Below are 23288 nucleotides of genomic sequence, written 5' to 3'. Positions count from 1 at the left end.
GCCAGGTGTCAGGCGACCGTCATCACCGGCCGTCGCTCTTGTGACAGGTGAGCGAGAACGGCTGCGGCTGGCATCGGTCGGCCGAAGTAGTAGCCCTGCATCTTGAAACAGCCGATCGACCTGAGGATTTCCACCTGCTCTCGTGTTTCGACACCCTCGACCACGCACCCGATGCTGAGATTCTTGCTCAGGTCGCAGATCGACTCGATGATGGTCCGGCTGCTGCGCTCGATGCCAAGCGAGCGGACGAAACTCTGATCGATCTTGAGCTTGTCGAGCGGCAGACGATTGACGTAGCTCAAGCTCGAATAGCCGGTTCCGAAATCGTCGAGCGCGATACTGCAGCCGAGAGCCCGCAAGGCGGCAAGCACGGTGCTTGCGCGGTCGAAGTCACGCATCACCGCCGTTTCGGTGATTTCGAAAATGAGCCGGTTGGGCGGGAGCCCGCATTGCCGCACCATCGCGATCAGTCGAATGCCGGATTCCGCATCCGCGAGATCCTCCACGGACAGGTTGAACGAGAGCCGTACGTCGTCAGGCCAGTCCAGCGCCGCTGCACACGCCTTCCGAAACAGGATCCGTGTCAGATCCTTGACGAGTCCCAGTCGTTCCGCGGCCGGAATGAACGCGCCGGGTGAAACGGAACCGAGAACCGGGCTGGTCCAGCGCGCCAGGGCCTCGAAGGCGAAGATATGTGCCTGATCGACGTTCACGATTGGTTGGAAGGCAAGCCACATTTCGGCGTCCATGTCGGCCCGTTGCAACTCATGCTCCAGCTGTCGCCGGGCACGGATCTCGAGAGCATGCTCTTCGTTGAAGATCACCGCGGTGCCGCGGCAGTGATCCTTGGCATGATAGAGCGCGAAATCCGCGCGTTCGAAGAGTTGTTCGGGCGATCGTCCCGGACCGGCGCAGATGGCGAAACCGACCGAGGCCGTCACCTTGACGCTGGCATGGGTGACGGAGATCGGCTGGGCCACGAGATCACAGACCGTGCGCCCGATCGTCTCGAGCGGCGCCCCCTCGTCGGCGCCAGTCACCAGAAGGCCGAATTCATCGCCGCCGAGGCGCGCAATGATCAAATTCCCGCCCAGACCGGCCACGAGGCGCCGGCCGACTTCACAAAGAACCAAATCCCCGGCCTGATGACCATAGAGATCATTGACCGGCTTGAAGCCGTCGAGGTCGATCAACGCCAGCGCGAATGGCACACCCTCTTGCTCGACCCCGCTGATCGCCACGTCGAGATCCTGGAAGAAGCGGCGCCGGTTGGCGAGCCCGGTCAAGGCATCCACCTGGGCGGCGCGCCGGTGGTCTTCGCCCATGCGCGCCAGGAGTTGCGTGCTGTGAACGAGCCGGCGGAAGTCCTGGTAATAGGCGAGCATCATGGCGGTCATGACGATCGTGACGATCAGGACGTTGATGGCGAGGGCCACGAGGACCGGATGGCCCGTCGCGGCGAAGCGGATCACGAAGGTGGGGATCACGATCGCCGTGAGCAGAAGCGCCGCAGGCCGGAGATGAATGAGGCAGAAGATGCAGCCGACGACCGTGATGGCCATGAAGAACAGGACGTGTGCCTGCTCATAGGGCCCGCCATAGGCGAAGAGGGATTGAGCCCAGGCCGAGAACGCGACCCCAAGAACAGCCACGAGAATGACCGTCCGCTGCAATTGATATCGCACCCGCTGGTCGGTGAGTTTCGCGATGTCCATGCGACGCCAGATGATGACTCTGACGAAACAGATCGGCACCAGGATAGCGGGGACGACCAGCGTGAGGAAATCGGGAGCGAGGTGAAAATGCGTGTAGGCCAGCGCCAAGGCATTGGTGCACAATGAGGCGTAAAGCAGGGGAAGCTGCGTCGTCAGCGCGCCGATCTGCGACCGCATGACGAACGGTTCTTCGGTGCGGATGGTCAATTCGTCAATGATGATCCTAAATATCCGACGCATGCTTCATCTGGCTACCGACACATCGGCGGATCGTGGCCGAAGAACCCCTCTGAAAACGTAAATACCGAAGAGACTCGCGGGAGACTTGTCGGACAGTCCTTAACGGCTCCTCGAAGCTTGGCCGGATCTCGCGCTGGTCGCACTTGTCTTGATGTCTGCAAGATTGCCGGAGGGGCGACGGTGAATCGGCGAAGCCAGCTTCGCGGCGCCATGTGTGATCCTTCACCGGTCACGGCTCGACTACCCTGGAGGCAATCGGACCGGCAGCTCCCGACGGGTCGAGCGCCGCCCGCCAGTGACCTGGTGCCGGCCGATCATGAGGTACATGCCAGGACCGGTTTCGGAGCTTCCTAGTTCCGGTCGGGTCGTGAACCTGACAGTCAGTGCTTCAGCTCACTCACTCCCAGTCATTGGTCTCACGGCGTATGCCGTCGAGCTTTATCCGACTCGCACACGTCGGCCACCAACAGCCCGGCGGCCGACTCCTCGTCGACGACGAGAACGGTCTGCACTAGGGTCGTAGCCGCGTGAGCATTTCGGCACTGAGTCACTTGGTATGAACCGCAGATCCATGCCCACGGCGCGTTGGATGATTGCAAGAGAGGTAAGCTGGCGGTTGTGAGAACAATACCATCCCACCTTTAATCGGAACAATGGGACCTTGAATTAAAGTGCCTCATTCAAGTCCGCCTCTTAGCTTGGCGAGAGCATGCATCGAGTCTTTAAGCGTTGGATAGAGAGCGGCATAGACCTTGAAGACCTCGTCATATCGTGACTTGCACGCCGGGTCCGGGGCCGCACGCTCGATGAGCGTGATCCATGTGTCGTCGCCGTCGCGCCTGATCAGCCCCGCCCCAAGCGCCGCAAGGCGGGCAGCACCGAGGGCCGCCTCGACATCTTCTTTGATCGTCCAAACCGGATAGCCGGTCACATCGGCGACGATCTGCATCCAGAGATCCGATTTGGCCGCGCCTCCCACAACGATCAGGCGGTCTTCGAGCGCAGCCGAACCCTTCGCGCCCGCTTCCATGTTGTGGCGGAGCGCAAAGGTGACGCCTTCGAGCACGGCGCGATACAGATGCGCCCGGGTGTGGAACAGGTTCAGTCCGACAAAGGCGCCGGAGGCTTGGCCGTCCCAGACGGGAGAGCGTTCGCCCATCAGGTAGGGAAGAAAGACCACGCCGTGCGAGCCTGGCGGCACATCCTTCGCGGCTTCCTCGAGGATCGCGTGGGGGTCCCGGCCCGTTTCCCGCCCGGCGGCGATCTCCGCCTGACAGAATTCTTCCCGAAACCAGCTGACCGATGCGCCCGCCGTGCCCGCCCCCCCGAATACGTAGAGATCTTGAGCGGTGCCCACGACGTAAGGCATCGAGATCAGCCCCTGCGCCGCATCGGCTGTGGGCGCAATATAGCCCCAGCACATGCTTGTTCCGATCATCGCGACGTGGTGGCCTGGCGCCACGACACCCGCGGCAAAGGTCGCGACCGCCGCGTCGACCCCACCGGCCATCACGGGGATACCTTCCGCAAGACCGAGCCGGCGGGAAGCAGCTTGCGTGAGGCCGCCGACAATCGCCGTCGGGTCAACGAGTCGCTCGGGCATCAGTCGGCTTGGGATCCCGAGCACCTGCAGCATCTCCTGCGACCAGGTCCTCGCCTTTATGTCGTAGATCCCGCCGATGTTTCCGGCGGATGAGTGGTCGACCGCGATCTCGTCCGTGAGACGGTGGATCACATAGGCGTTCGGCGGCAGAAGCCACGCCGTCCGGGCCCAGACCTCGGGGCGCTCGTCGCGCAGCCACATCATCTTGGTGAAGCCGTAATAGCTGTCGACGCCGTTGCCCGTGATGTCGCCCAGGTGTCCGAGATCCACGTTCTGTTTGACCCAGCCGACTTGACGTTCGGCCCGCCGATCCATCCAGATCAGGCAGGGGTGGAGCGGTTTCACCTCGGCATCTACCGGGATGCCCGAGCCGCCATAGAGGCTCGACACGCAGATGCCCCGGATGTCGACAGCTGTCCCCAGCTGCGCAATCTCCGCCAAACAGGATTCGACGGCATCCACCCAGACGTCGGGATGCTGTTCGGCCCAGTTCGGACGTGGCGTGTCGGGCGCGTAGGAGCGCGAGGCCTGCGCCAGGATCGTGCCATCCAGCCGAACCAGCACGGCCTTGGTGCTTTGCGTGCCGATGTCGACACCGATTACAGCTTCTGCCACGTGTGTCCTCCGTCCGCCTCTTGTGGTTCAGCGTTGCGTCAGAGGTCCAGGCCAACAGGCAGGATCACGAGATCGCGGATTACGACGTTGCGGGGCCGGGTCAGCATGAACAGAACGGCCTCGGCCACTTCGTTCGGTTCCATCAGACTGCCCGATGCGAGAGCGTCGTCGAGCTTCGCCTTCGGCCAATCCTTGAGAAGTGCCGTCACGACGGGGCCGGGTGCGACTTCGCCGACCCGAATGCCATGTTTGCTGACTTGGCGCCTGACCGTGTGCACAAAAGCCTGAACCGCATGTTTCGACGCGGTGTAGATCGGCTCCCACACGACCGGGATGAAGCCGGCCACGGAGCTCGTGACGATGATGTCGCCGGTCTTGCGCTCGACCATATGGGGCAAGACGGCGTGTACGCACCGGAACACGGCATTGATGTTCAGGTTCAGCATGCGATCCCAAGCGTCCGGATCACCCTCCAATATGTCGCCGCCCACATAGGAGCCCGCGTTGGCATGGAAGATGTCGAGTTGACCGACCTTCTCAAGAATTTGCGGCATCATGGCCGCGACACTTTTCGGGTCCGTCAGGTTGACGACCACGGGTATCGCCGAAGCGCCAAGCTCCGAACAGAGGCTCTTCAACCTGTCTTCCGCGAAATCTACGAGCGCGACCCGCGCTCCGGCCTTGAGGAGCGTCTTGGCGCATTCAAGCCCGATGCCTGAGGCAGCGCCGGTAATGGCTGCGACTTTGCCCGACAGATCCTGGCCCATGGTGTTTCCTCAAAGAGTCAGTTGGTGACGTGATGAAGCGGGTTGCGGTGCCGGACGTGGCATGCGCTGCCGCCTACCGGTATGTCTTGCGATCAGGCCCGACCGTGGGAGACACGCGAGCGCCGTGCCAGCGAGTCGACGATGACCGCGATGGCCAAAACCGCACCCGTGATCATGTACCGAAGCGACGACGACAGGTCGAGCAGCGTCAGGCCGCTCGCGATCGACTGGATCACGATGATGCCGAGCAACGCCGAATAGGCGTTGCCGCGACCGCCGAAGAGGCTTGTTCCGCCGATCACCGCCGCCGCGATGGCGTTCAGATTGACGTCGCCGGTGCCGGCCTGCTGGCTCGCCGATGCCAGCCTTGCGGCCGACAGGACGCCGCCGAGTGCGGCCAGCATCGAGCACAGCACGAAGGCGCTGGTGTAGATGCCATGAACATCGATACCGGAGCGCCGGGCCGCCTCGCGGTTGCCGCCGACCGCCGTCATCGAGCGGCCCCATTTCGTGCGCCGCAATGCGTAGTCCATGGCGATCACGAGTCCGACGAAGAGGCCGAACATCCACGGAACACCACGATCCTGGTTGAGGTAATAGGCAACGAGCTCGATGGCGACCGTGAGGACCAGCGCCCGGACCAGGAGGCCAGCGATCGACGGCGGCGTCAGCCCGGCCCGACGGCGGCGCGTCGCCGTGCGGTAGCCCGACACGAAATATGCGATACCGGCGATCAGGACGAGCCCGTAGGCCACCACGTGGGGCATAACCCATTGCTGGCCGAGGCTGACGAGGCCCGACCCATACGGCAGATTGATCGAGCCGCTCGCGCCCAGGATGTAGAGCTGCAGCCCAAGCACGGCAAGCAGACCCGCGAGGGTTGAGACGAAACTCGGCATGCCCAGGCGGTTGAACAGGGTGGCATAGATCACCCCCGCCACCGCACCAACCGCCAGCGCGGTCAGGACCGCGATGGCGACCGGCCAGCCGGAGTTGACCCATAGCACGCCAACCACTGCCGAGGCGAAGCCGCTGACGGAGCCGACCGACAGGTCGATTTCGCCGACCATCAGGATACACACGATGCCGAGCGAGATGACGCCTACAGTCGAACAGTCGAACAGCAGATTGACGAGGTTGTTGCTCGATAGGAAAACCGGGTTCAGGGTCTGGAACACCGTCCAAATGATGGCGAGGCCGACCACCACAGGCAGCGATCCGAGATCGCCCGAGCGGACGCGATCGATGAAGCCGCGAATGGCGCCGCCGAACCCGGCGTCGTGTCGGACGCGGACGTCGGCCCTGTCGAGCGGGGCCGCGGATTTCATGTTTGTGTTGCTCACGCCCGGTGCCCCCCAGTGACGTCTTGTTGCGTGGCGCGGCGGCCGGAGCGCCGCGACACCGCATTGTCGGCCGCGCCCGTGATGGCGCTGACGAGTTCCTGGTTGGACGTGTCGGGATAGAAGACACCGTTGTTACGCCCGAGGCGCAGCACGACAATCCGGTCGGCGACCGCCCGCACATCTTCCATGTTGTGGGAGATCATGATGACGCCGAGGCCGCGGTCGCGCACGCGCTCGATCAGGTTCAGCACCTCGGCCGTCTGCGCGACGCCGAGCGCCGCGGTCGGCTCATCGAGCATGATCAGCTTGGGTTCGAGCAAAAGCGAGCGAGCGATCGCCACGGTCTGGCGCTGTCCACCCGACAACGAGGCGATCGGCTCGCGCACGCTGGGGATGCGGGCCGACAGCTCGTTGAGGAGCGTCCAGGCCTTGATCTCCATCGACACTTCGTCGAGCGCGTAGGGGTTGAGCTCCTTGCCGAGAAAGATGTTCGCGACGACGTCGAGGTTCTCGCAAAGCGCCAGATCCTGGAACACGGTGGCGATCCCGAGCGCCAGGGCATCGTTCGGGCCCGTGAGCGCGACGGGCTTGCCCTGGAACGTCATGGTGCCGCTCGTCGGCTGGTGCACGCCGGCCAGCACCTTGACCAGCGTCGACTTTCCGGCCCCGTTGTCTCCGACGAGCGCCACCACTTCGCCGGCGTGCACGTCGAGGTCGATGTCGGTCAGCGCCGAGACGGCGCCGAACTGCTTGCAGATCCCGCGCAGGCTGAGCACGACGTCGCCCGGCGGCGGCGTTTCTTCCCGTATCATTGTCATTGTCGCGGCCCTTCAAAGATCAGACACAAGCGGCCTCGACCGCACGCCGAAACCGGCGGGCGGTCCGTTTGGCCTTGATCAGGGCGTGATGCCGAGTTTCTTGCAGCCCTCGGCATATCGGTCGGTGCAGAGAACCGCCGCGGTCTCTATCGGTTTGCCGTTGACCATCTTGTCGACGATCTCGGCCTTGAGGTTCTCGGCCGTGACGAGCGCTGGAACGAACAATTTGGAGGGCGTGTCGAAGAGCGTCGTCTCGGCCTTCGGCGTCTCGCCGCTGAGCAGCGCGACCGCCACATCGGCGGCGGCTGCCGCGACGATCTCGCTTGGCTTCGAGATGGTGTTATATTGATCGCCCGAGATGATGAGCTGCAGTCCGGCGATAGTGGCATCGTTGCCTGTCACCGGTGGCACGGGATCGACGCCTGCCGCCTTGAAGGCCGCAACCGCGGCGCCACCGGTTCCGTCATTGGCCGCCACAACGCCCACGATCTTCTTCTGGAAGCGCGAGATCTGACCGCTTGCCCATTGCTGGGCCTTTGAAGGCAACCATTCGGGCGTATCATATTCCGCGAGCGTTGCGTAACCGCCATCCGCCAGGCCCTCGTGGATACCCTTCTTGATCAGGCCCGCGGCCGCATCGGTCGGCGAGCCGTTGATCTCCAGGATGCCGACATCCGACGCGGCCACCTTTGTCGACTTGAGATGATCGACAAGCGACTTGGCGATCGCCTTGCCGATCTCCTCGTTGTTGAACGACACGTAATAGTCGGCCGGGGTGGACGGGATCGGCCGGTCATAGGCGATCACCTTGATGCCTTGCGCTTGCGCCTGTTTTACCAGCGAGGCCGCCGCGGTGGAATCGACCGGGTCGAGCACGATCGCCTTGGCGCCCTGCGAGATCACCGAGTTGAATTGCTGCTGCTGGCGCGACGCGTCGCCGTTGGCGTTCTGGTACAGGACCTTGCAGGTCGGGCAGAGTTTCGTCATCTCGGCCACGAAGCCCGGATGGTCGTGCTCCTCGTAGCGGGTCGAGCCCTGGTCGGGCATCAGGAACGCGACGGTCACGTTCGACAACGGTGCCGCGTGGGCCGCAGTCCCGCCGAGCAGAGTCAGGGCGAAAGCCGCCGCGGCACCGAAACGTGGGAAGGTCAAAGGCTGGATCATGGGTGTTTCCTCTTCTCTGGACTGGAGCCAGATATCGACGTTCAAGTGTGAGGGAATCCGTGGCGCGCGAACGTGTTATCGCGCCGCGGAATGGTCCCGACGGTTCAGGCTGCCGAGGCGAAGCGGCTGCTGTCGCGCCGCATGCTGCGAAACTTCGAGGGCGACATGCCCTTGAAGGCCAGGAACTGCCGGTTGAAATTCGAAACGTTGTTGAAGCCGACCTCGTGGCAGATCGCCATAATGGTCAGGTCGTTTTGACCGAGGTATTGGCATGCGAGTTCAATCCGCAGCGCGTTCACGTATTGAACGAAGGTCATGCCCGTGTGCTTGCGAAACGAGCGTGCGAAGGTGCTGACACTCTGGCGGCTCAGCCTGGCGAGTTCGGTTTCGTTCAGATCGAGGGTGAAGTTTCGACCGATGTGCTGGAGCACCAGGTTCATGCTGGTGGACAGATAGGCCGAGGGTTGCGGTTGAAAGCCAATGCTCGCGAGCGGTGTCTGCTGTTCCGCATGTCCGATCACGTCTAGGATGCTGATGAAGAGCGCGATCCTGCGCGCATCCTGCGCCTCCAGAAGCTCGCGCATCAGGTTGCCGGCTCGTTCGGCGCTGGACGATTCGAAACGAACGCCTCTGACCGCCTCGTCGAGAAGCGGCTGCATGAAACGGAGCTCTGGAAAGATCATCATGCAGCTGTTGATGAATTCGCCCGTGAATTGAAGGATCAGACAGCGTTCAACTACTGTCTCGCCGGCAGGGATTTCGCTGATCCAGTTGTGTGGAAGGTTTGGCCCGACCAAAACCAGGTCTCCGGCACGAAAGTGTCCAATGTGATCCCCGACGTAGCGATCGCCCTCTGTCGCTGTCACCAGATGCAATTCATATTCAGGATGGAAATGCCACCGCACGGTTCGAAACGGATAGCCGTGCGACCATATCTTGAACGACTGATCGTCGCGCACGCCAACGAGTTCGAGATCAGGTTCCAAAACGTCCTCCCTCCCGTTCCGTCCCCTAAGCCGCTCATTGGCTGAGTCATGCTGCGAGACTTTGATCCAGGACCCAAGCTTGATTGAGTGCTTTTCAGGCACCGTGGCCACTGCGGGCCAACTCTTGACAGCAAGATGGCCGATGCAAACGGTCCTGACTACGCACTTTGCAGCGCAGCATCGATACTTTTTTGTCAAAAGAGAGAAGGATCAAGGTGTCCGAGACACTCGACAGTTCCGCCAGATTGCATATCGCTTCTGAATGACGTGGACACTCCGATTGATGTTTTAGGCTAGAAATGACGTTTGAGGCACAACGCTGGTAGACTTGGCCTGGCAAAGACCTGCTTCCTTCTTCTTTATCCTTCGGGTGCGCTTCATCAGCTCGCGGCATTGTGGTAGCCAGCCTTGGATCAAATCATATGTTGGGAGAGGTTTTGCCTCCGGAGCCTCGCCAGCAGATTACCTTTTTATGATGCCGCTTGTGCAGTCTGCGCGACCAAGGGCGAGGCCGCGACGATGCTCGTGGCAAGCGCGCGCCGGCCGTGCGAAGGAGACCACGACGGTCTGTCTCATGAAGATCGTTCGGAGTCGTGTCGCCTCGCCAGATCGAGTTCAAGCCTGGGGCGGACATATCCACCGCGCCGGAGCAGCAAGAAAAAAGGTAAATTGTCCGGTTCGGACCTGCGACTCTTGGACAACCACCATCACTGGAACTCACAAGAGTTCATATCGGCTCTTTGCCGCGTCCCTCAAGATGTCGCCGTTCCGCTCTCGGCGAGCTTGAACCGTAGAGCAGCTGGACTGCATTGCCCCTATCCCGGACCCACAGCAAACTCGCGACCGCTCCCGGAAGCCGCTGTGAGTCACCCGCACTACCTGCATGAATTTGCAGAGGCCGCGGACCAGACCTGTAAATCAAGAGCGCCGCAAGGCGCGGCTGCGAAGGTTATCCAGCATCACGGCCAGGAGCAGGATGAGCCCGCGCACCAGATATTGGTAGAAGGCTTGGATGTTGAGGAGGTTCATGGCGTTCTCGGCGATCCCCAGGATCAGCACGCCGACCACGACGCCCGAGATCGCGGCCCTGCCGCCGGCCAACGATACCCCGCCCAGCACGCAGGCCGAGATAACCGAGAGTTCGAGGCCGGTCGCGGCGTTGGGTTGGCCGCTGGTGATGCGGGAGGCGAGCAACACTCCGGCGATGCCGCACATCACGCCCTGGATCGCGAAGATCCAGATGCGGGTGCGGACCACATCGACGCCGGCCAGGCGGGTCGCGTCGGGATTACCCCCGACCGCCAGGACATTGCGGCCGAAGACCGTCCGGTTGAGCACGAAGCCGAAGGCGGCAAGGCAGACGACCATCACCCAGACCGGCGCGGGGATGCCGAACACCACGGTCTGCGCGATCGTGTAGAAGCCCGGCTCGTTCACACCCACGGCCCGGCCGTTGCTGGCGATGAGAGCCAGGCCGCGCACGATCTGCAGCGTCGCCAGTGTGGCGATCAGCGCATTGATGCGCAGGCGTGCGATGACCACGCCGTTGACGGTCCCCACCACCAGCCCGGCGAGCAGCGCCAGCCCTACTCCCAGCGTGACGCTGCCGGTCATGTTCGAGCCCATGACGGCCGCCATGCCGGCGAAGGCCACGGTCGAGCCGACCGACAGGTCGAAATCGCGCGAGGCGAGGCACAGCATCATGCTGCCCGAGACGATGCCGATCGTGACGACCGATTGCAGCAACCCCAGCATGTTGCGTTCGGTGAAGAAGTTGGGGACCAGCAGCGCCACGGCCGCGAAGGCGACCACGAACAGCACGACAAGGCCCTGCTCGCCCAGGATGAGCCGGCGCAGGTGGTTCATGGATCGTGATCTCCCGGCAGGGCGGCGGCGAGGATGGCGTGCTCGTCGAACGAGCCGCGCAGGAATTCGGCGACGACGCGCCCTTCGCGCATGACGAGGATGCGGTCGCAGATGCCCATCACCTCGGGCAATTCGCTCGACACGACGCCGACCGCGAGCCCCTTTTCGGCGAGGTCGTACAGGATGGCGTAGATTTCGGCCTTGGCGCCCACATCGATGCCGCGCGTGGGTTCATCGACGAGGAGAACCTTCAAGGCGGGCTCGGCCAGCCAGCGGGCCAGGATCGTCTTTTGCTGGTTGCCGCCCGAGAGGTTGACGATGTCCTGCTTTCGGCTTGGCGTGCGCACGCGCAGCTTCTCGATAAAGCCATTCGCCACGCTGGCCTCGCGGGCGCTGTCGATCAGGCCGAACCGCGAGAAGTGCCGCCGCGTCGAGATGACGATGTTCTCCGCGACGGATCGCCCTTGCACGATACCATCCGCCTTGCGGTCCTCGGGGCACATGACGAGCCCGACGCCGATGGCTCCCTTCGGCGTGGCAACCACCGGCTCGCCCGCGAGCGTGACGGTGCCGCCCTGGCGCATGTCGGCCCCGTAGACCAGCCGGAGCAATTCGCTGCGGCCCGCACCGACGAGGCCGAAGAAGCCGAGGATCTCACCGGCCGCGATCGAGAAGCTTGCCGGCGCTGGCAGCCGGGCGCCCGACAGATCGCGAACCGCCAACACCTCCTCGCGTAGTTGCCGCGCCCGCCAACCCCAGATGTCCTTGATCTCGCGGCCGACCATGCGCCGCACGATCTCGTCGCGGGTGACGCCCGCCATGGAGGCGAAATGAGCTGCCACATGCCCGTCCCGCAGCACGGTTGCGCCATCGCACAAGCGAAACACCTCGTCGAGCCGATGCGAAACGTAGAGGATGATCTTGCCCCGGGCCCGCAGGCTGTCGATGAGCCGGAACAGCACGTCGCTCTCGTTGGCGGACAGCGAGGAGGTCGGCTCGTCGAGCGCAATGACCTTGGCATCCTCCATGACGGCCTTCGCGATTTCCACCATCTGGCGCTGGCCGATGGAGAGACGGGCCACCTTGGTGCGCGAGCCGATGCCCCCGCCGACGGCCGCGAGCGCTGATTCGGCCCGCTCGTGGAGCGCGCGGAACGACACGATGCCGCCGCGATTGGGGAAGCGGCCGAGCGTCAGGTTCTCGCCGACGGTGAGCTCGGGCACGAGCTGCAGTTCCTGGTGCACCACGGCGATCCCGGCCGCCATGGCCTCCTTGACGGTCGCGGGACTGAAGGGTGTCCCGCCCATCGTGATCGTGCCCTCGTCGGCGCGGTAGTCGCCGCCGAGGATCTTGATGAACGTCGACTTGCCGGCGCCGTTCTCGCCGAGCAACCCATGCACGGTGCCGGCCGGCACCGTGAACGAGACGCCCTTCAAAGCCCGGACGCCGGGAAACCCCTTGGCGATGTTGTCGACCCGCAGCACGGGAGACGCGGCGTCCATGTCGGCCGCCTTACTGGATGCCCAGGCCCTCGCGCACCTTGGCGTAGTCGTCCCGCGTGGCGAGCTGGCCCGCCGTCTGGGTGAGCTTGGCCGGCGCCTGGTTCTTGGTGATCCAGTCGAACATATCGCTCGCGGTCTCGTAGCCGTGCCGCTTCGGCGAGATGATCACGGTCGCGAAGAAGCCGGTGGGCTGGCCCTTCTTGAACTCGTTGATGGCTGAATCGGCGCCGCCGATACCGACCCCGATCACATCATTGGGCTTGATGCCGACCGTTTCGGTCGCACGCACGGCGCCCAGCACCGCCTCGTCGTTGAGGCCGATGGCGGCCCAGTGCTTTACGTCGGGATGAGCGTTGATCACGGTCGTGGCGGCGTTGAGCGCGGCCTCGGTGTCGGTCTTGTCCTGCGGTGCGTTGTAGATGTTGGCCTGCGGCAGGCCGTCCTTCACCAGCACATTCGTCGCGCCGTCCACCCGGTCCTTGGCGGTCGGCAGTTGGTCGTAGGAGACCCGGATCACGCCGAGGTCCTTGAGGTCCCAACCGCGCGCCTTGGCCTGGTCTGCGATGGTCTGGCCGACCTGCTCGCCGATCTTGCTGGCCGAGATGCCCATGTGGGGGACATCGCCAAGCGGCTTGCCGGTGCCGTCGACCAACTGATCGTCGACCGTCATCATCTTGATGTTGTTGGCCGCGGCCTTGGCGGCGAGCGCCGGCCCGAGCTTCACGTCGGGCGTGCAGATGATGAATCCCTGGGCGCCCTGTGCCCCGAGGTTGTCGATGGCCGCCAGCGCCTTCTCGCCGTCCTCGGCACCGATCTTGACGACCGTGAAGCCCTTCTCCTTGCCGGCCTGGTCGGCGAATTTCCACTCGTCCTGAAACCAGGGTTCCTCGGGCTGCTTTACTACAAAACCGATCTTGGTCTCGGCCGCGAGGGCGGATCCCAACAGGCTTCCGGCCATCAAGCCGGCGATCGTCAACACTTTGATTGTGCGCTTCATTGCCATGTCCTCCGATTATGTCATCGAGCGTTCACCGCCCGTCGCGTGTTCTTGGGCGCCGGCCTCAAAGGCAGGCCGCCATCAACCCCTCCGTCCGAATGTCCGGCGCCAGAAACTCAGCGACGAAGCGCCCCTCCTTGAGGACGAGCACGCGATCGCAGACGTTGGGTAGTTCCTCGAGCTCGCTCGATACGAAGATCACGCTGCGGCCCGAGGCCGCCAAGTCGCGAATGATGCCATAGATCTGGAGCTTCGCCTCGACATCGACGCCGCGCGTCGGCTCGTCGAGCAAGAGGATCGTCGCATCCGCATAGATCCAGCGCCCGATCACGGCCTTCTGCTGATTGCCGCCCGACAGGGTGCCGATGGGTGTGCCGGTGCGGGCCGTCTTGATGCCCATCCGCTCGATGATGCCGCGCGCCATCGCCGTCTTGCGCGGCGCCGAGATCACCCCGAACGCCGTCACTTTCGAGAAGTCGGCCGCCACGATGTTCTCGTCGACGCCGAGCAGCGGCAGGATGCCGTCCTCCTTGCGGCTCTCCGGCGTGAAGCCGAGGCCCTCGCGCACGCGCCGGGCATAGGGAAGCGCGGTGACGTCGCGACCGTTCATCGTGACGGTGCCGGCCTGAACCGGCGCGAGTCCGGCGATGCCGCGCAGCAGCTCGGTGCGTCCGACGCCGAGCAGGCCTGCGAAACCCAACACCTCGCCGCGACGAAGGACAAAGTCGACGCCCGCGACCTTCGGGCGCGACACGAGACCCGCGACCTCAAGCACGACCGCGCCGCCCAACGCCGTCTCGACGAGGTGCTCTTCCTGCGCATCGTGGCCGAGCATCATGCGGACGATCTCGCTCGTCGCGGCACCCGCGACCTCCACCGTGCCGGCCACCTTGCCGTCCCGCATGACGGTGGCGCTCGCCGCGATCTGTCGGATCTCGGCCATGCGGTGGCTCACGTAGATCACCGCGATACCGGCCGCAGCGAGCTTGCGGACCGCCTTGAACAGGAGTTCGACCTCGGCGGCGGCGAGGGAACTCGTCGGCTCGTCGAGGATCACGATCTTGGGCTCGCCCACTAGAACCCGCGCGATCTCGACGAGCTGGCGCTCGGCCGGGCTCAGTGTCTCCACCTTGCGGGACGGATCGAGGTCGAGCCCGAGACCACCGAGCGTCTCGCGGCTGCGCCGGTCCATCTCGCCATGCGCGAGCACGCCGCCGCGGCTCGGCCAATGACCGAGGAACAAGTTCTCGGCGATGCTCATGCTGGGGATGAGGCTGAGTTCCTGGTAGACGGCGCGCACCCCGAGCCGCCCCGCCTCGATGGTCCGCTGCGGGCCGCTGCCGGTCAGCGCACGGCCGCCGATCAGCACCTCGCCGTCGTCGGGCTCCGTCGCGCCGGTCAGCAGGCGGATGAGCGTCGACTTCCCGGCGCCGTTCTTGCCCAGCAGGGCCCGGACCTCGCCGGGCGCGATCGAAAACGCAACGTTGTCGAGTGCCAGCACACCCGGATAACGCTTGGTCGCGCCATGGACGGTGGCGACCGGTGCCACCCGGTCGATGACGGCTGTGCTCGACCGGCTCACCGCAGCCCTCGGCGGGCTTCGCGCACCCGCGTGACCAGCGTGTTGGCCAGCACCGCCACCACGATAATGACGCCGCGCACGACTTCCTGGAAGAAGGGGTTGATGCCGCGCAACACGAGTCCGTTGCCGATCAACGTGATCACAAACACGCCGAGCAGCGTACCCAGCATCGAGCCGCGCCCGCCTGATAGCGACGTGCCGCCGATCACCACCGCTGCGATGACGTCGAATTCAAGCCCGGAGGCGGTACCGGCATTGCCCGAGCCGAGGCGCGCGGTGAGCAGAACGCCGGCTAGCGCCGCCATCGCGCCCGAGGTCGTGAAGAGCAGGACGCGGATGCGTGCGACCGGGATGCCGCAGAGCTCGGCCGCGCTGGCGTTGCCCCCGATGGCGAAGACCGAGCGGCCATAGGCTGTCTTGCGGCTGATGAAAGTAAAGACCGCGAACAGCACCAGCATGATGACGGCCGAGGCCGGGATGCCGAGCCACTCGTCGGCGAGGGAATCAAGGAAATCGTTATCCGGGAAGGTGACAGGCAGCGCGTTGGTCGAGAAGAAGGCGAGGCCGCGCAACGCGCTCCACAGGCCGAGCGTCGCCACGAAGGACGGCATGCCGAAATATGCCCGCAGTATGCCGGCGATCGTGCCGAGCGCACCGCCGATTGCCAGTGCCGCCACGATGGCGAGCAGCACGGGCACGTGCCCCTGCAGCAGGAAAGCCAGGCAGACCGAGGTGAAGGCCACCATGGGCCCGACGCTCACGTCGATCTCCCCCGCGATGATGATCAGGGTCACGGCCCAGGCCGCGATGGCGATCGAGGCGCCGTCGCGCAGGATTGAAAGCTGGTTGTTGGCCGAAATGAAGCCGTTGGTGGTCGACCCGAAGCCGACGTAGAGCAATGCCAGGATGACGAGCAGACCGACTTCGTTCATCTCCAGCGTGCCGAGCCGAAAGCTCCGGCGAGGTGCCGCGTTCGTGCCGGTCAGGGCGGTCATCCAGGTCTCCCGGTGGTGTGCGGCGACTTGCGAAGGGTGAAACGGACGCCGCCTTCGAGGCTCTCGCCGGAAGCGAGCCGGCGCAAACCCCCGCCCTCGGCGGCGTGGTGCGCATCGACGCTGTGGCTCATCGGCTCGAAGCAGAAGAAGTCGTAGCGATAGCCGGGATCGAAGGCCGGGTCCGAGACGAACACGAGGCTGCGCCCAAAAAGCGGGTCGGCGTCGATGGCGATCTCCGCGTCATGCTCGGGCCAGCGGATGGTGGCTTGGCCGTCCCAACCCTCGAAGGCGGTGTTCACCCAGCGGCGCGGCAGCGGCGCACCAGCCCGGAAGTCGAGGTCCCCGGCCGTCGCATGTTGGACCGTGGGCAGCCAACTCTCATCCTCGTCCCAATAGGAGCGACTCGCAGCCGTCAGCGTGGTGCGCGGCGTCAGCGGGAAATAAGGGTGCCACCCGAGGCCGAACGGCAGCGTGGTGTCGCCGCGGTTGGTCACCGCGAGCGTGAGCTTCATCGTGGCGCCCTCGAGCGTAAAGCTCTGCTCAGCGTCATAGGAATAAGGCGTGCCGCCATCGCGGTGACGAAGCGCGAGCCGGAGCCTTGTGGTCTCGTGAGCCGCGACCGACCATTCGCTCGTCCAGCCGTCACCATGCAGGTAATGGCGGTCCCATGGCATGTTGGGCGTGAGCGCGTAGGCCGTGCCGTCGACCTCGAAGCGATTGTCGCGCACCCGGTTGCCGAACGGCACGAGCGGAAAGCAGCCCGCCTGCAGAGCCGTCCGGGAGGTGCCGGGCGGCGGTGCGCGGAACAGCGGCACCTCCGCACCGTCGCGTTTCGCGAAGAAACGCCACACGCTCCCGCCCATCGTGGTGACCACGAGGCCGAGATCGTCATTGGAGATGGCAAGATCCATGCGTCGGTGTCCCGGCCGGCGTTGCGTCAGTCCGTGAATTCGATGACGACCTTGCCCGAACGGCCGCCGGCCATCAGCGCGTAGGCCTCGGCCGCCTCCGCGATGCCGAAGCTGTCGGTGATGATGTCGTGCGGATGCAGGCCCCAGGCGTCGAGGTCGTCGCAGCACTGATCCATGTTGTGCACGCTCGTCACCCAGGACCCGTAGATCGTGCGTTGCCGATGGAGCAGGTCATCGCTCACATCGAACTGCACAGCCCCGGTCTCGCCGATGTAGACGCAGCGCCCCCAGGTCCGAGTGGCCTGCAGGGCGAGCACCCGGCCGCGCGGATTGCCCGAGCAATCGATCGTGACCGATGCCCCTCCGCGGGTGACGTCGTTGAGGGCCGCGAGCGTCTCGGGACCCGCGACGAAACCGTGCTCCAGCAGGCCGAGCCTCCGGGCCGTCTCGACACGTTCTGGCTGCACGTCGACCCCGACCAGGGTTCGGGCGCCGCGACCCTTGGCGAGCATCAGGGCCGCCATGCCGACCGGCCCGAGGCCCACGACCACGACGGCATCGCTGCCCGACACATTGCCCCGCAGCACCGCCTCGTAGGCGGTTCCGACACCGCAGGAGATGAAGCAGCCGTCCTTGAAGCTCAGGCTGTCGGGCAGGTGCACGAGGTCGCGTTCATCGGCGATGAGATAGGCCGCGTGGCCGCCGTCGCGCTGCCAACCATAGGCCGCGCGCAGGGGATCGTCGCAGGAGATCTGGAAGCCCTTGCGGCAGTTGCGGCAGAAGCCGCAGCCCGAGATGTGATAGACCGCGACCCGGTCGCCGGGTTTGAAGTGCCGGCATCCCGGCCCGCGCTCGACGACCTCGCCGGCAGGCTCATGGCCGGCTATGACACCCTGGTAGGAGGTGCGCGGATCGTCGCCGAGGTGCTTGTGGTAGATGTAGTGGATGTCGCTGCCGCAGATGCCGGACGCCCGCATGCGGATGAGGACCTGCCCGATGCCGGGCTGCGGCACCGGCACCTCGCGCAGGTCGACGGTCGAATTGCCCGGAAGGTAGGCGGCCAGCATCATGTCCATGTCGTGTCGTCCGGTGTGGTTCAGGCCGGTGCGCGACCCCTCGTGACCCGAGCGCCGCGCGGGCGCCCCGGTGCGCGATCGCTGGGGTCAGGACAAGCCGTCCTTGTGGGCGTCGAGCCAGGTCTTGCCGTCCTGCGAGGTCTTGAAGATGCTGATGGTCATCGGCACCACCAGGGAGCCGATCGGCTTCTTGTCGGCGCCGTTGAGGGCCTGCTCCAGCGCGAGCTTGCCGATGCCCTGGCCCGACACGTCGGCCACCCCCTTCATGATCGAATTGTCGGCCAGTTCCTGGGCGGCCGCGATGCTCATGTCGGCGCCGAACACGACGATCTTGCCGGCGAGGCCACGCTGCTTGATGGTCCGCACGGCGCCCACGCCCGCCTCGCCGCCTTCCCCGAAGAAGGCGTTCACATCCGGATGCGCCGAAATCGTCTGATCGCTGATCGACACGGCTTGATCCAGCACCGTGCCGCGCTGGTTCGACACGATCTGATAATCCGGCACCCTCGCCTTGAGAGCCGCCTCGAAGCCCTCCCGTCGCAAGGTGCACACCTCGACGAATTCGCAGTTCAGCACCGCGATCTTCGGCGCCTTGATGCCCTGGGCGATGAAGTAATCGGCCGCGACCTCGCCGAGCTTCTCTCCGAAGGTCTTGGGGTCGGCGACCACATAGGCGTAGACGTATTTCTTCATCGCGTCATCGTTGACGCAGGTATTGTAGCAGACCACCGGAATCCCGGCGTCGTGGGCGCGGCGGATCGCCCGGACGGAGCCGTCCGAGGAGACCGCCGACAGCACGATGGCCTTGGCGCTCGCCGAGATCAGCCGGTCGATGAACGAACCCTCGGCGCCAGGATCGGCGCGGGCGTTGGTTTCGAGCAGGCTGACCTCACGGCCCTGCGCCGTGGCGGCGTCTTGGATGCCTTTGCGGACCGCGGCATAGAAACCGACGTCGTCCAGATAGATGGCGCCGATCGTCGTGGAGTCGGCGCGGGCCGGCAGGCTCGCCGGAACGAGCGACGTCAGGGTCATGGCCGCAGCGGCGGCAACCGATGTGAATCGCATTGGTGAACGTCCTCCCGTGACGATGATGGGCGGGTGTTCTGCCGACACCTCGCTTTAAATGCCCACTCGTAATTGATCGTACCTAACTCGTTTTTGATACGATCAGACCGCGTTCATGGTCAAGAGATTTACATCGGAGTTCTAAGTCATTCCCTTGCTGCACTGCGGTAGAAAACTTTCTCGCTTGGTAGCGGATAGAAATACCGATAGATACGATCTAAACGAGAATTCGAAGGAGGATCAGCTTGAAGATCACAGGCATTCGGACGCGCGTCGTCAATGCTGAGATGCGCAACTGGGTCTTCGTGCGGGTCGAGACCGACGTGCCCGGCCTTTACGGCTGGGGCGAGGCAACGCTCGAGTGGAAGACGCGCGCCGTTGTCGGTGCGGTCGAGGACCTCACCCCGTTGATCGTCGGGCGCGACCCGCGCGACATCGAGCAGGCGGTCCGGGTCATGAAGAAGCAGTCGTTCTGGCGGCTGGGCGCCATCGGGATGAGCGCGATTTCGGGCATCGAGATGGCGCTGTGGGACATCATGGGCAAGCATTTCGGCGTGCCGGTCTGGCGCCTGCTGGGTGGCCAGGTCCGCGACAAGGTGGCGGTCTATACGCACCTCGGGCTCGGCGACATGCGCGCCGTCTATGAGACGATGGATGCCGATCCGCTGGTGCTCCGCGCGCAGGAGCTGATGGCGAAGGGATACAGGGCCTTCAAGGCGGTGTTCATCCCCTACACGCATTTCCATGCGCCGCTGCCGGAGGTCGACAAGGTGGGCCGGCTGATGGAGGCCCTCCGCAAGGCCGTCGGTCCAAAGATCGAGATCATGGTCGACTTCCACGGCCGGCCGGCGTCGGCCGCGGCGGCGCTTCCCTACATCCAGGCGCTGGAACCCGGCCGCCCGATGTTCGTCGAAGAACCGGTGCCGCCGGGCGATACGGCGGGCCTGAAGGCGCTCGTGGGCCGCACGGGTATTCCGCTGGCGACCGGGGAGCGGCTGGTCGAGCGCACCGAATTCGTCGAGCTGCTGGCCGCCAACGCCGTGGCGGTGATTCAGCCCGACATCTGCCATTGCGGAGGTCTGTTGGAGGCCAAGAAGATCGCAGCCCATGCCGAATCGGTCGGGGTGGGCGTCGCGCCGCACAATCCGCTCGGCCCCATCGCGGGCGTCGCGGCCTTGCATTTCGCCGTCTCGACGCCCAACCACATGATCCAGGAGGAGATGGTGGGGGCGGTGCCCTGGTATTTCGAGGTGGTGCGGGGCCCGATCCGCATGGTCGACGGCTTCTGGCAGGTGCCCGAGGCGCCCGGCCTCGGCGTCGAGGTGGACGAGGAGGCCTGTGCCCGGCACCCCTATGCCCAGGAGGTGCTGCACACGCAGAACGCCGTTCTGGGCGACGGCACCGTGGTGGACTGGTGAGCGCCGTGCCGGGCCGGCTTGCCGGCAAGGTGGCGATCATCACCGGCGCAGGGCGCGGCATCGGCGAGGCCACGGCGCGTGCCTTCGTGCGGGAAGGCGCCAATGTCGTGGTGGCGGAACTCGACGCCGCGACCGGCGCGGCCACGGCGGCGGCCTTGTCGGAGAGCGGCTCGGCGTTGTACCTGCCTTGCGACGTGACCGACGAAGCCTCGGTCGAACGCGTTGCCGCCGATACGCTGTCGGCCTTCGGCCGCATCGACGTGCTCGTCAACAACGCCGGCATCAACGTGTTCCACGAGCCGCTCGACACCAGCGAGGCCGAATGGAGGCGCTGCTTCGCGGTCGACCTCGACGGCGTGTGGCGGATGAGCAAAGCGGCGCTGCCCGCCATGCTGGAGCGCGGCAACGGGGCCATCGTCAACATCGCCTCTTCGCACAGCTTCAGCATCATTCCGGGTTGTTTCCCGTATCCGGTTGCCAAGCACGGCCTGCTCGGCCTCACGCGCGCGCTCGGAATCGACTACGCGGCGCGGGGGGTGCGGGTGAACGCCATCGCGCCCGGCTATGTCGAGACGCAGATCGCGGTCGACTATTGGAACACCTTCCCGGACCCGGAGGCCGAACGCCTGCGGACGTACAACCTGCATCCGCCCAAGCGCATCGGCCGGCCGGACGAGGTGGCGATGACGGCGGTGTTCCTGGCGTCCGACGAGGCGCCGTTCATCAACGCGGCTTGTATCGTGATCGATGGCGGCCGATCCGTGCTTTATCATGACTAAAGGCACGCGGCCGGTCGCCGTCGTGGCGCTGGAACAATCGATGCCGCTCGACGCCACCGGACAAGCCACCTTCACGATCATGCCGGGCGAGCGCGAGGCCGGCAACGGCAGCCGTGTGCACGACTCGCTCGTCAACGTGCTCGGGCGGCAGATCCTGGGAGGTACCTACAAGCCAGGCGAGATGCTGCCTCGCGAGGAGGAACTCGGCGCCATGCTCGGCGTCAGTCGCACCTCGCTTCGCGAGGCCGTCAAGGTCCTGTCGGCCAAAGGTCTCGTGGAGGCGCGCCGCCGTGTCGGCGTGAGGGTGCGGGGCCGGGAGGACTGGAGTCTGCTCGATCCGGCGGTCCTGAGCTGGCACCCCGGCATCCAGGACGACGAGGAACTGATGGCCGGACTGATCGAAGCGCGCCGTATCTTCGAGCCGGCCGCGGCCGAACTCGCGGCCCGTCGCGCCCAGGGCTCCGATCTCGCAGCGATCGAGGCCGCCTTCGCGGCGATGTCCGCCGCCGTGCCGGAGGATTTCGATGGCTATTGCAAGGCAGACCTCGCCTTCCATCGCAGCGTCATCGCGGCCAGCCACAATGTCGTGCTCCGCAGTCTCGCAGGACTGATGGAGGCCGCCCTGAACGCCTCCTTCACAATCACCAATACATTCATGGAGCGTCAAGCGAGGGCGCTTGCCGTTCACGGCCGTGTCTTGGAAACGATCCGGATGCGCGACACCGCCGGCGCCCGCACCGCAATGGGCCGCCTGCTCGATCTCGCGGCCGAGGATCTTCACCTGCATTAACCTGCGAGCCGAAAGGTCGGCGCTCCGGCGATGCCGACATCGAGCGCCATGCTGCCGTCCTCGCCCGGGTGCGTGGCAAGCATGGATGCGTCGAGCCCATAGCAGGATGACGTGACGTGACGAACAGCGTCCGCAGCTCGTCTCGCCAAACCTGGCGTTCCAGACCTATCCGTCGCGATCGAGGCTGAGGATCAGCACGGTTGCGGGAATGCCCGTACTGGCGAAGAGGTTTCCGGCAGGCCGATGATCGCCTCGAACAAATTGGCCTTCAGCATCCCCTCGCGGATCCGACCATCCCCGAGCCGCGAAATAGCACGCCATGAGGCATGACCACGCCGCACAGGCCCAAACGGCTTCGGCGTCGTCACCATGTGCTGGATTGAGGCCATGTCGCGCATGTTTTTGGGCGGATGCCATGGATGAAGCAGTTGTGGCCATGCTTCTCCGCATCGCCCGACACATCGTCTGCCCCTAGCGATAGAGAGAGAAGCGGTCGGCGATGACGCGATCATAGACAATCGAGTTGCCGCTGGCCGGAACGGCACGCCGCAACCAATACATTCCGGTCTTTGGATGCTTGTAGGGACGTGCCACCATCAAGGGCATTTGTACCGCCGTTTATACCACCGGGTAGCCGTAAGTGCCTCGAAATGCTCGAACTTGTTGAGCGTCAGCCACTTAGCAGGCTGATGGTGCCCAGGGCTCGGCACAGCCTATCCCACCGAAAGGTGGGACCAGTGTTCTTGATCTGGTGCGAGGCAGAGTAACTGCCAACGTCAATGTGCAGTTGCTCGACACCTATCGGATCGATAGTGTCTGCAGAAGTCGCGGATTGATGAAGAGCTTTTCCCGGCCGACCTTCAGCTCCTTCAGGATGTCCACTTCGACCAGCGTCTTGAGATAGGCAGAGGCGGATTGAACCGCCCCGGGTTTGCCGGAGGCCATTTGGTTTGAGTTACGCCGCCATAGGTGAAGGCTTGAGCGAGGCATAGTAGGCGGCTTCGGCCTCCGCCGGCGGGATGTTACCGATGGGCTGGAGAAGCCGTCGGTTGTTGA

19 protein-coding genes and 1 pseudogene are annotated in these 23288 nt (G+C 64.8%); 3 read left to right on the top strand and 17 right to left on the bottom strand.

The genetic code is table 11. The features are described from left to right. Positions 1-8 precede the first annotated feature (8 nt). The 15 genes from M8523_RS07535 to M8523_RS07465 form a co-directional block, all read right to left on the bottom strand. A complete protein-coding gene (locus M8523_RS07535; RefSeq protein WP_282584236.1) occupies positions 9-1955 on the bottom strand; it encodes a putative bifunctional diguanylate cyclase/phosphodiesterase in 1947 nt (648 codons plus the stop codon). Between the two features lie 676 nt (positions 1956-2631). Further along, positions 2632-4173 (bottom strand): FGGY-family carbohydrate kinase, encoded by a 1542-nt coding sequence (locus M8523_RS07530; RefSeq protein ID WP_282584235.1) that lies wholly within the window; start codon positions 4171-4173, stop codon positions 2632-2634. A 38-nt stretch (positions 4174-4211) separates the two neighbouring features. Next, positions 4212-4940 (bottom strand): SDR family oxidoreductase, encoded by a 729-nt coding sequence (locus tag M8523_RS07525; protein ID WP_282584234.1) that lies wholly within the window; start codon positions 4938-4940, stop codon positions 4212-4214. A gap of 92 nt (positions 4941-5032) precedes the next feature. Further along, positions 5033-6268, bottom strand: coding sequence for a sugar ABC transporter permease (locus M8523_RS07520; RefSeq protein ID WP_282584233.1), 1236 nt, complete (start codon positions 6266-6268; stop codon positions 5033-5035). A gap of 11 nt (positions 6269-6279) precedes the next feature. Next, positions 6280-7101 carry an ATP-binding cassette domain-containing protein gene (locus M8523_RS07515; protein WP_282584232.1) on the bottom strand — a complete coding sequence of 274 codons (822 nt, stop codon included), beginning with the start codon at positions 7099-7101 and terminating at the stop codon, positions 6280-6282. Positions 7102-7179: 78 nt separating this feature from the next. Further along, entirely contained in the window at positions 7180-8265 is a 1086-nt protein-coding gene (locus tag M8523_RS07510; RefSeq protein ID WP_282584231.1) for an ABC transporter substrate-binding protein, read from the bottom strand. Positions 8266-8369: 104 nt separating this feature from the next. Then, a complete protein-coding gene (locus M8523_RS07505) occupies positions 8370-9251 on the bottom strand; it encodes an AraC family transcriptional regulator (RefSeq protein ID WP_282584230.1) in 882 nt (293 codons plus the stop codon). 918 nt (positions 9252-10169) lie between these two features. Next, complete coding sequence (gene araH, locus M8523_RS07500) at positions 10170-11117, bottom strand: L-arabinose ABC transporter permease AraH (RefSeq protein WP_282584229.1); 948 nt, start codon at positions 11115-11117, stop codon at positions 10170-10172. Then, positions 11114-12619, bottom strand: coding sequence for an L-arabinose ABC transporter ATP-binding protein AraG (araG, locus tag M8523_RS07495; protein WP_282584228.1), 1506 nt, complete (start codon positions 12617-12619; stop codon positions 11114-11116). Before araG ends, araH begins: the two co-directional genes overlap by 4 nt. 10 nt (positions 12620-12629) lie before the next feature. Beyond that, entirely contained in the window at positions 12630-13616 is a 987-nt protein-coding gene (locus M8523_RS07490) for an arabinose ABC transporter substrate-binding protein (protein ID WP_282584227.1), read from the bottom strand. 64 nt (positions 13617-13680) lie between these two features. Beyond that, complete coding sequence (locus M8523_RS07485) at positions 13681-15198, bottom strand: sugar ABC transporter ATP-binding protein (protein ID WP_282584226.1); 1518 nt, start codon at positions 15196-15198, stop codon at positions 13681-13683. Next, complete coding sequence (locus M8523_RS07480; RefSeq protein ID WP_428350035.1) at positions 15195-16193, bottom strand: ABC transporter permease; 999 nt, start codon at positions 16191-16193, stop codon at positions 15195-15197. Before M8523_RS07480 ends, M8523_RS07485 begins: the two co-directional genes overlap by 4 nt. Further along, a complete protein-coding gene (locus M8523_RS07475) occupies positions 16190-17104 on the bottom strand; it encodes an aldose 1-epimerase (RefSeq protein WP_282584225.1) in 915 nt (304 codons plus the stop codon). The genes M8523_RS07480 and M8523_RS07475 overlap by 4 nt, the downstream gene beginning before the upstream one ends. A 26-nt stretch (positions 17105-17130) precedes the next feature. After that, a complete protein-coding gene (locus M8523_RS07470) occupies positions 17131-18180 on the bottom strand; it encodes a zinc-dependent alcohol dehydrogenase family protein (RefSeq protein ID WP_282584224.1) in 1050 nt (349 codons plus the stop codon). A gap of 87 nt (positions 18181-18267) precedes the next feature. Next, positions 18268-19245 (bottom strand): substrate-binding domain-containing protein, encoded by a 978-nt coding sequence (locus M8523_RS07465; RefSeq protein ID WP_282584223.1) that lies wholly within the window; start codon positions 19243-19245, stop codon positions 18268-18270. 245 nt (positions 19246-19490) lie between these two features. Between M8523_RS07465 and dgoD the strand changes: the two genes are divergently transcribed. Genes dgoD through M8523_RS07450 form a run of 3 tightly spaced genes read left to right on the top strand, consistent with a single transcriptional unit; the run spans position 19491 to position 22232 of the window. Next, on the top strand, positions 19491-20663 hold the full coding sequence (dgoD, locus tag M8523_RS07460) for a galactonate dehydratase (RefSeq protein WP_282584222.1): 1173 nt from the start codon (positions 19491-19493) through the stop codon (positions 20661-20663). A gap of 5 nt (positions 20664-20668) precedes the next feature. After that, positions 20669-21442 (top strand): SDR family oxidoreductase, encoded by a 774-nt coding sequence (locus tag M8523_RS07455; protein ID WP_282584534.1) that lies wholly within the window; start codon positions 20669-20671, stop codon positions 21440-21442. Continuing rightward, positions 21435-22232: a FadR/GntR family transcriptional regulator gene (locus tag M8523_RS07450; protein ID WP_282584221.1), complete on the top strand. Its 798-nt coding sequence runs from the start codon at positions 21435-21437 to the stop codon at positions 22230-22232. Before M8523_RS07455 ends, M8523_RS07450 begins: the two co-directional genes overlap by 8 nt. 183 nt (positions 22233-22415) lie before the next feature. Here M8523_RS07450 and M8523_RS07445 read toward each other — a convergent pair. After that, positions 22416-22760: pseudogene (locus M8523_RS07445) on the bottom strand (N-6 DNA methylase); the annotation flags it as partial. A gap of 270 nt (positions 22761-23030) precedes the next feature. Further along, the gene (locus M8523_RS07440; RefSeq protein WP_282584220.1) at positions 23031-23177 is read right to left on the bottom strand and encodes a hypothetical protein; all 147 of its coding nucleotides are present in this window, start codon (positions 23175-23177) and stop codon (positions 23031-23033) included. Positions 23178-23288 lie beyond the last annotated feature (111 nt).

Origin of the sequence: Lichenifustis flavocetrariae, from assembly GCF_026130545.1 — a bacterium.
GTDB lineage: Bacteria > Pseudomonadota > Alphaproteobacteria > Rhizobiales > Beijerinckiaceae > Lichenihabitans > Lichenihabitans flavocetrariae.
Note: the sequence above shows the minus strand (reverse complement) of the source record. Positions and strands in the feature narration are given on the sequence as shown.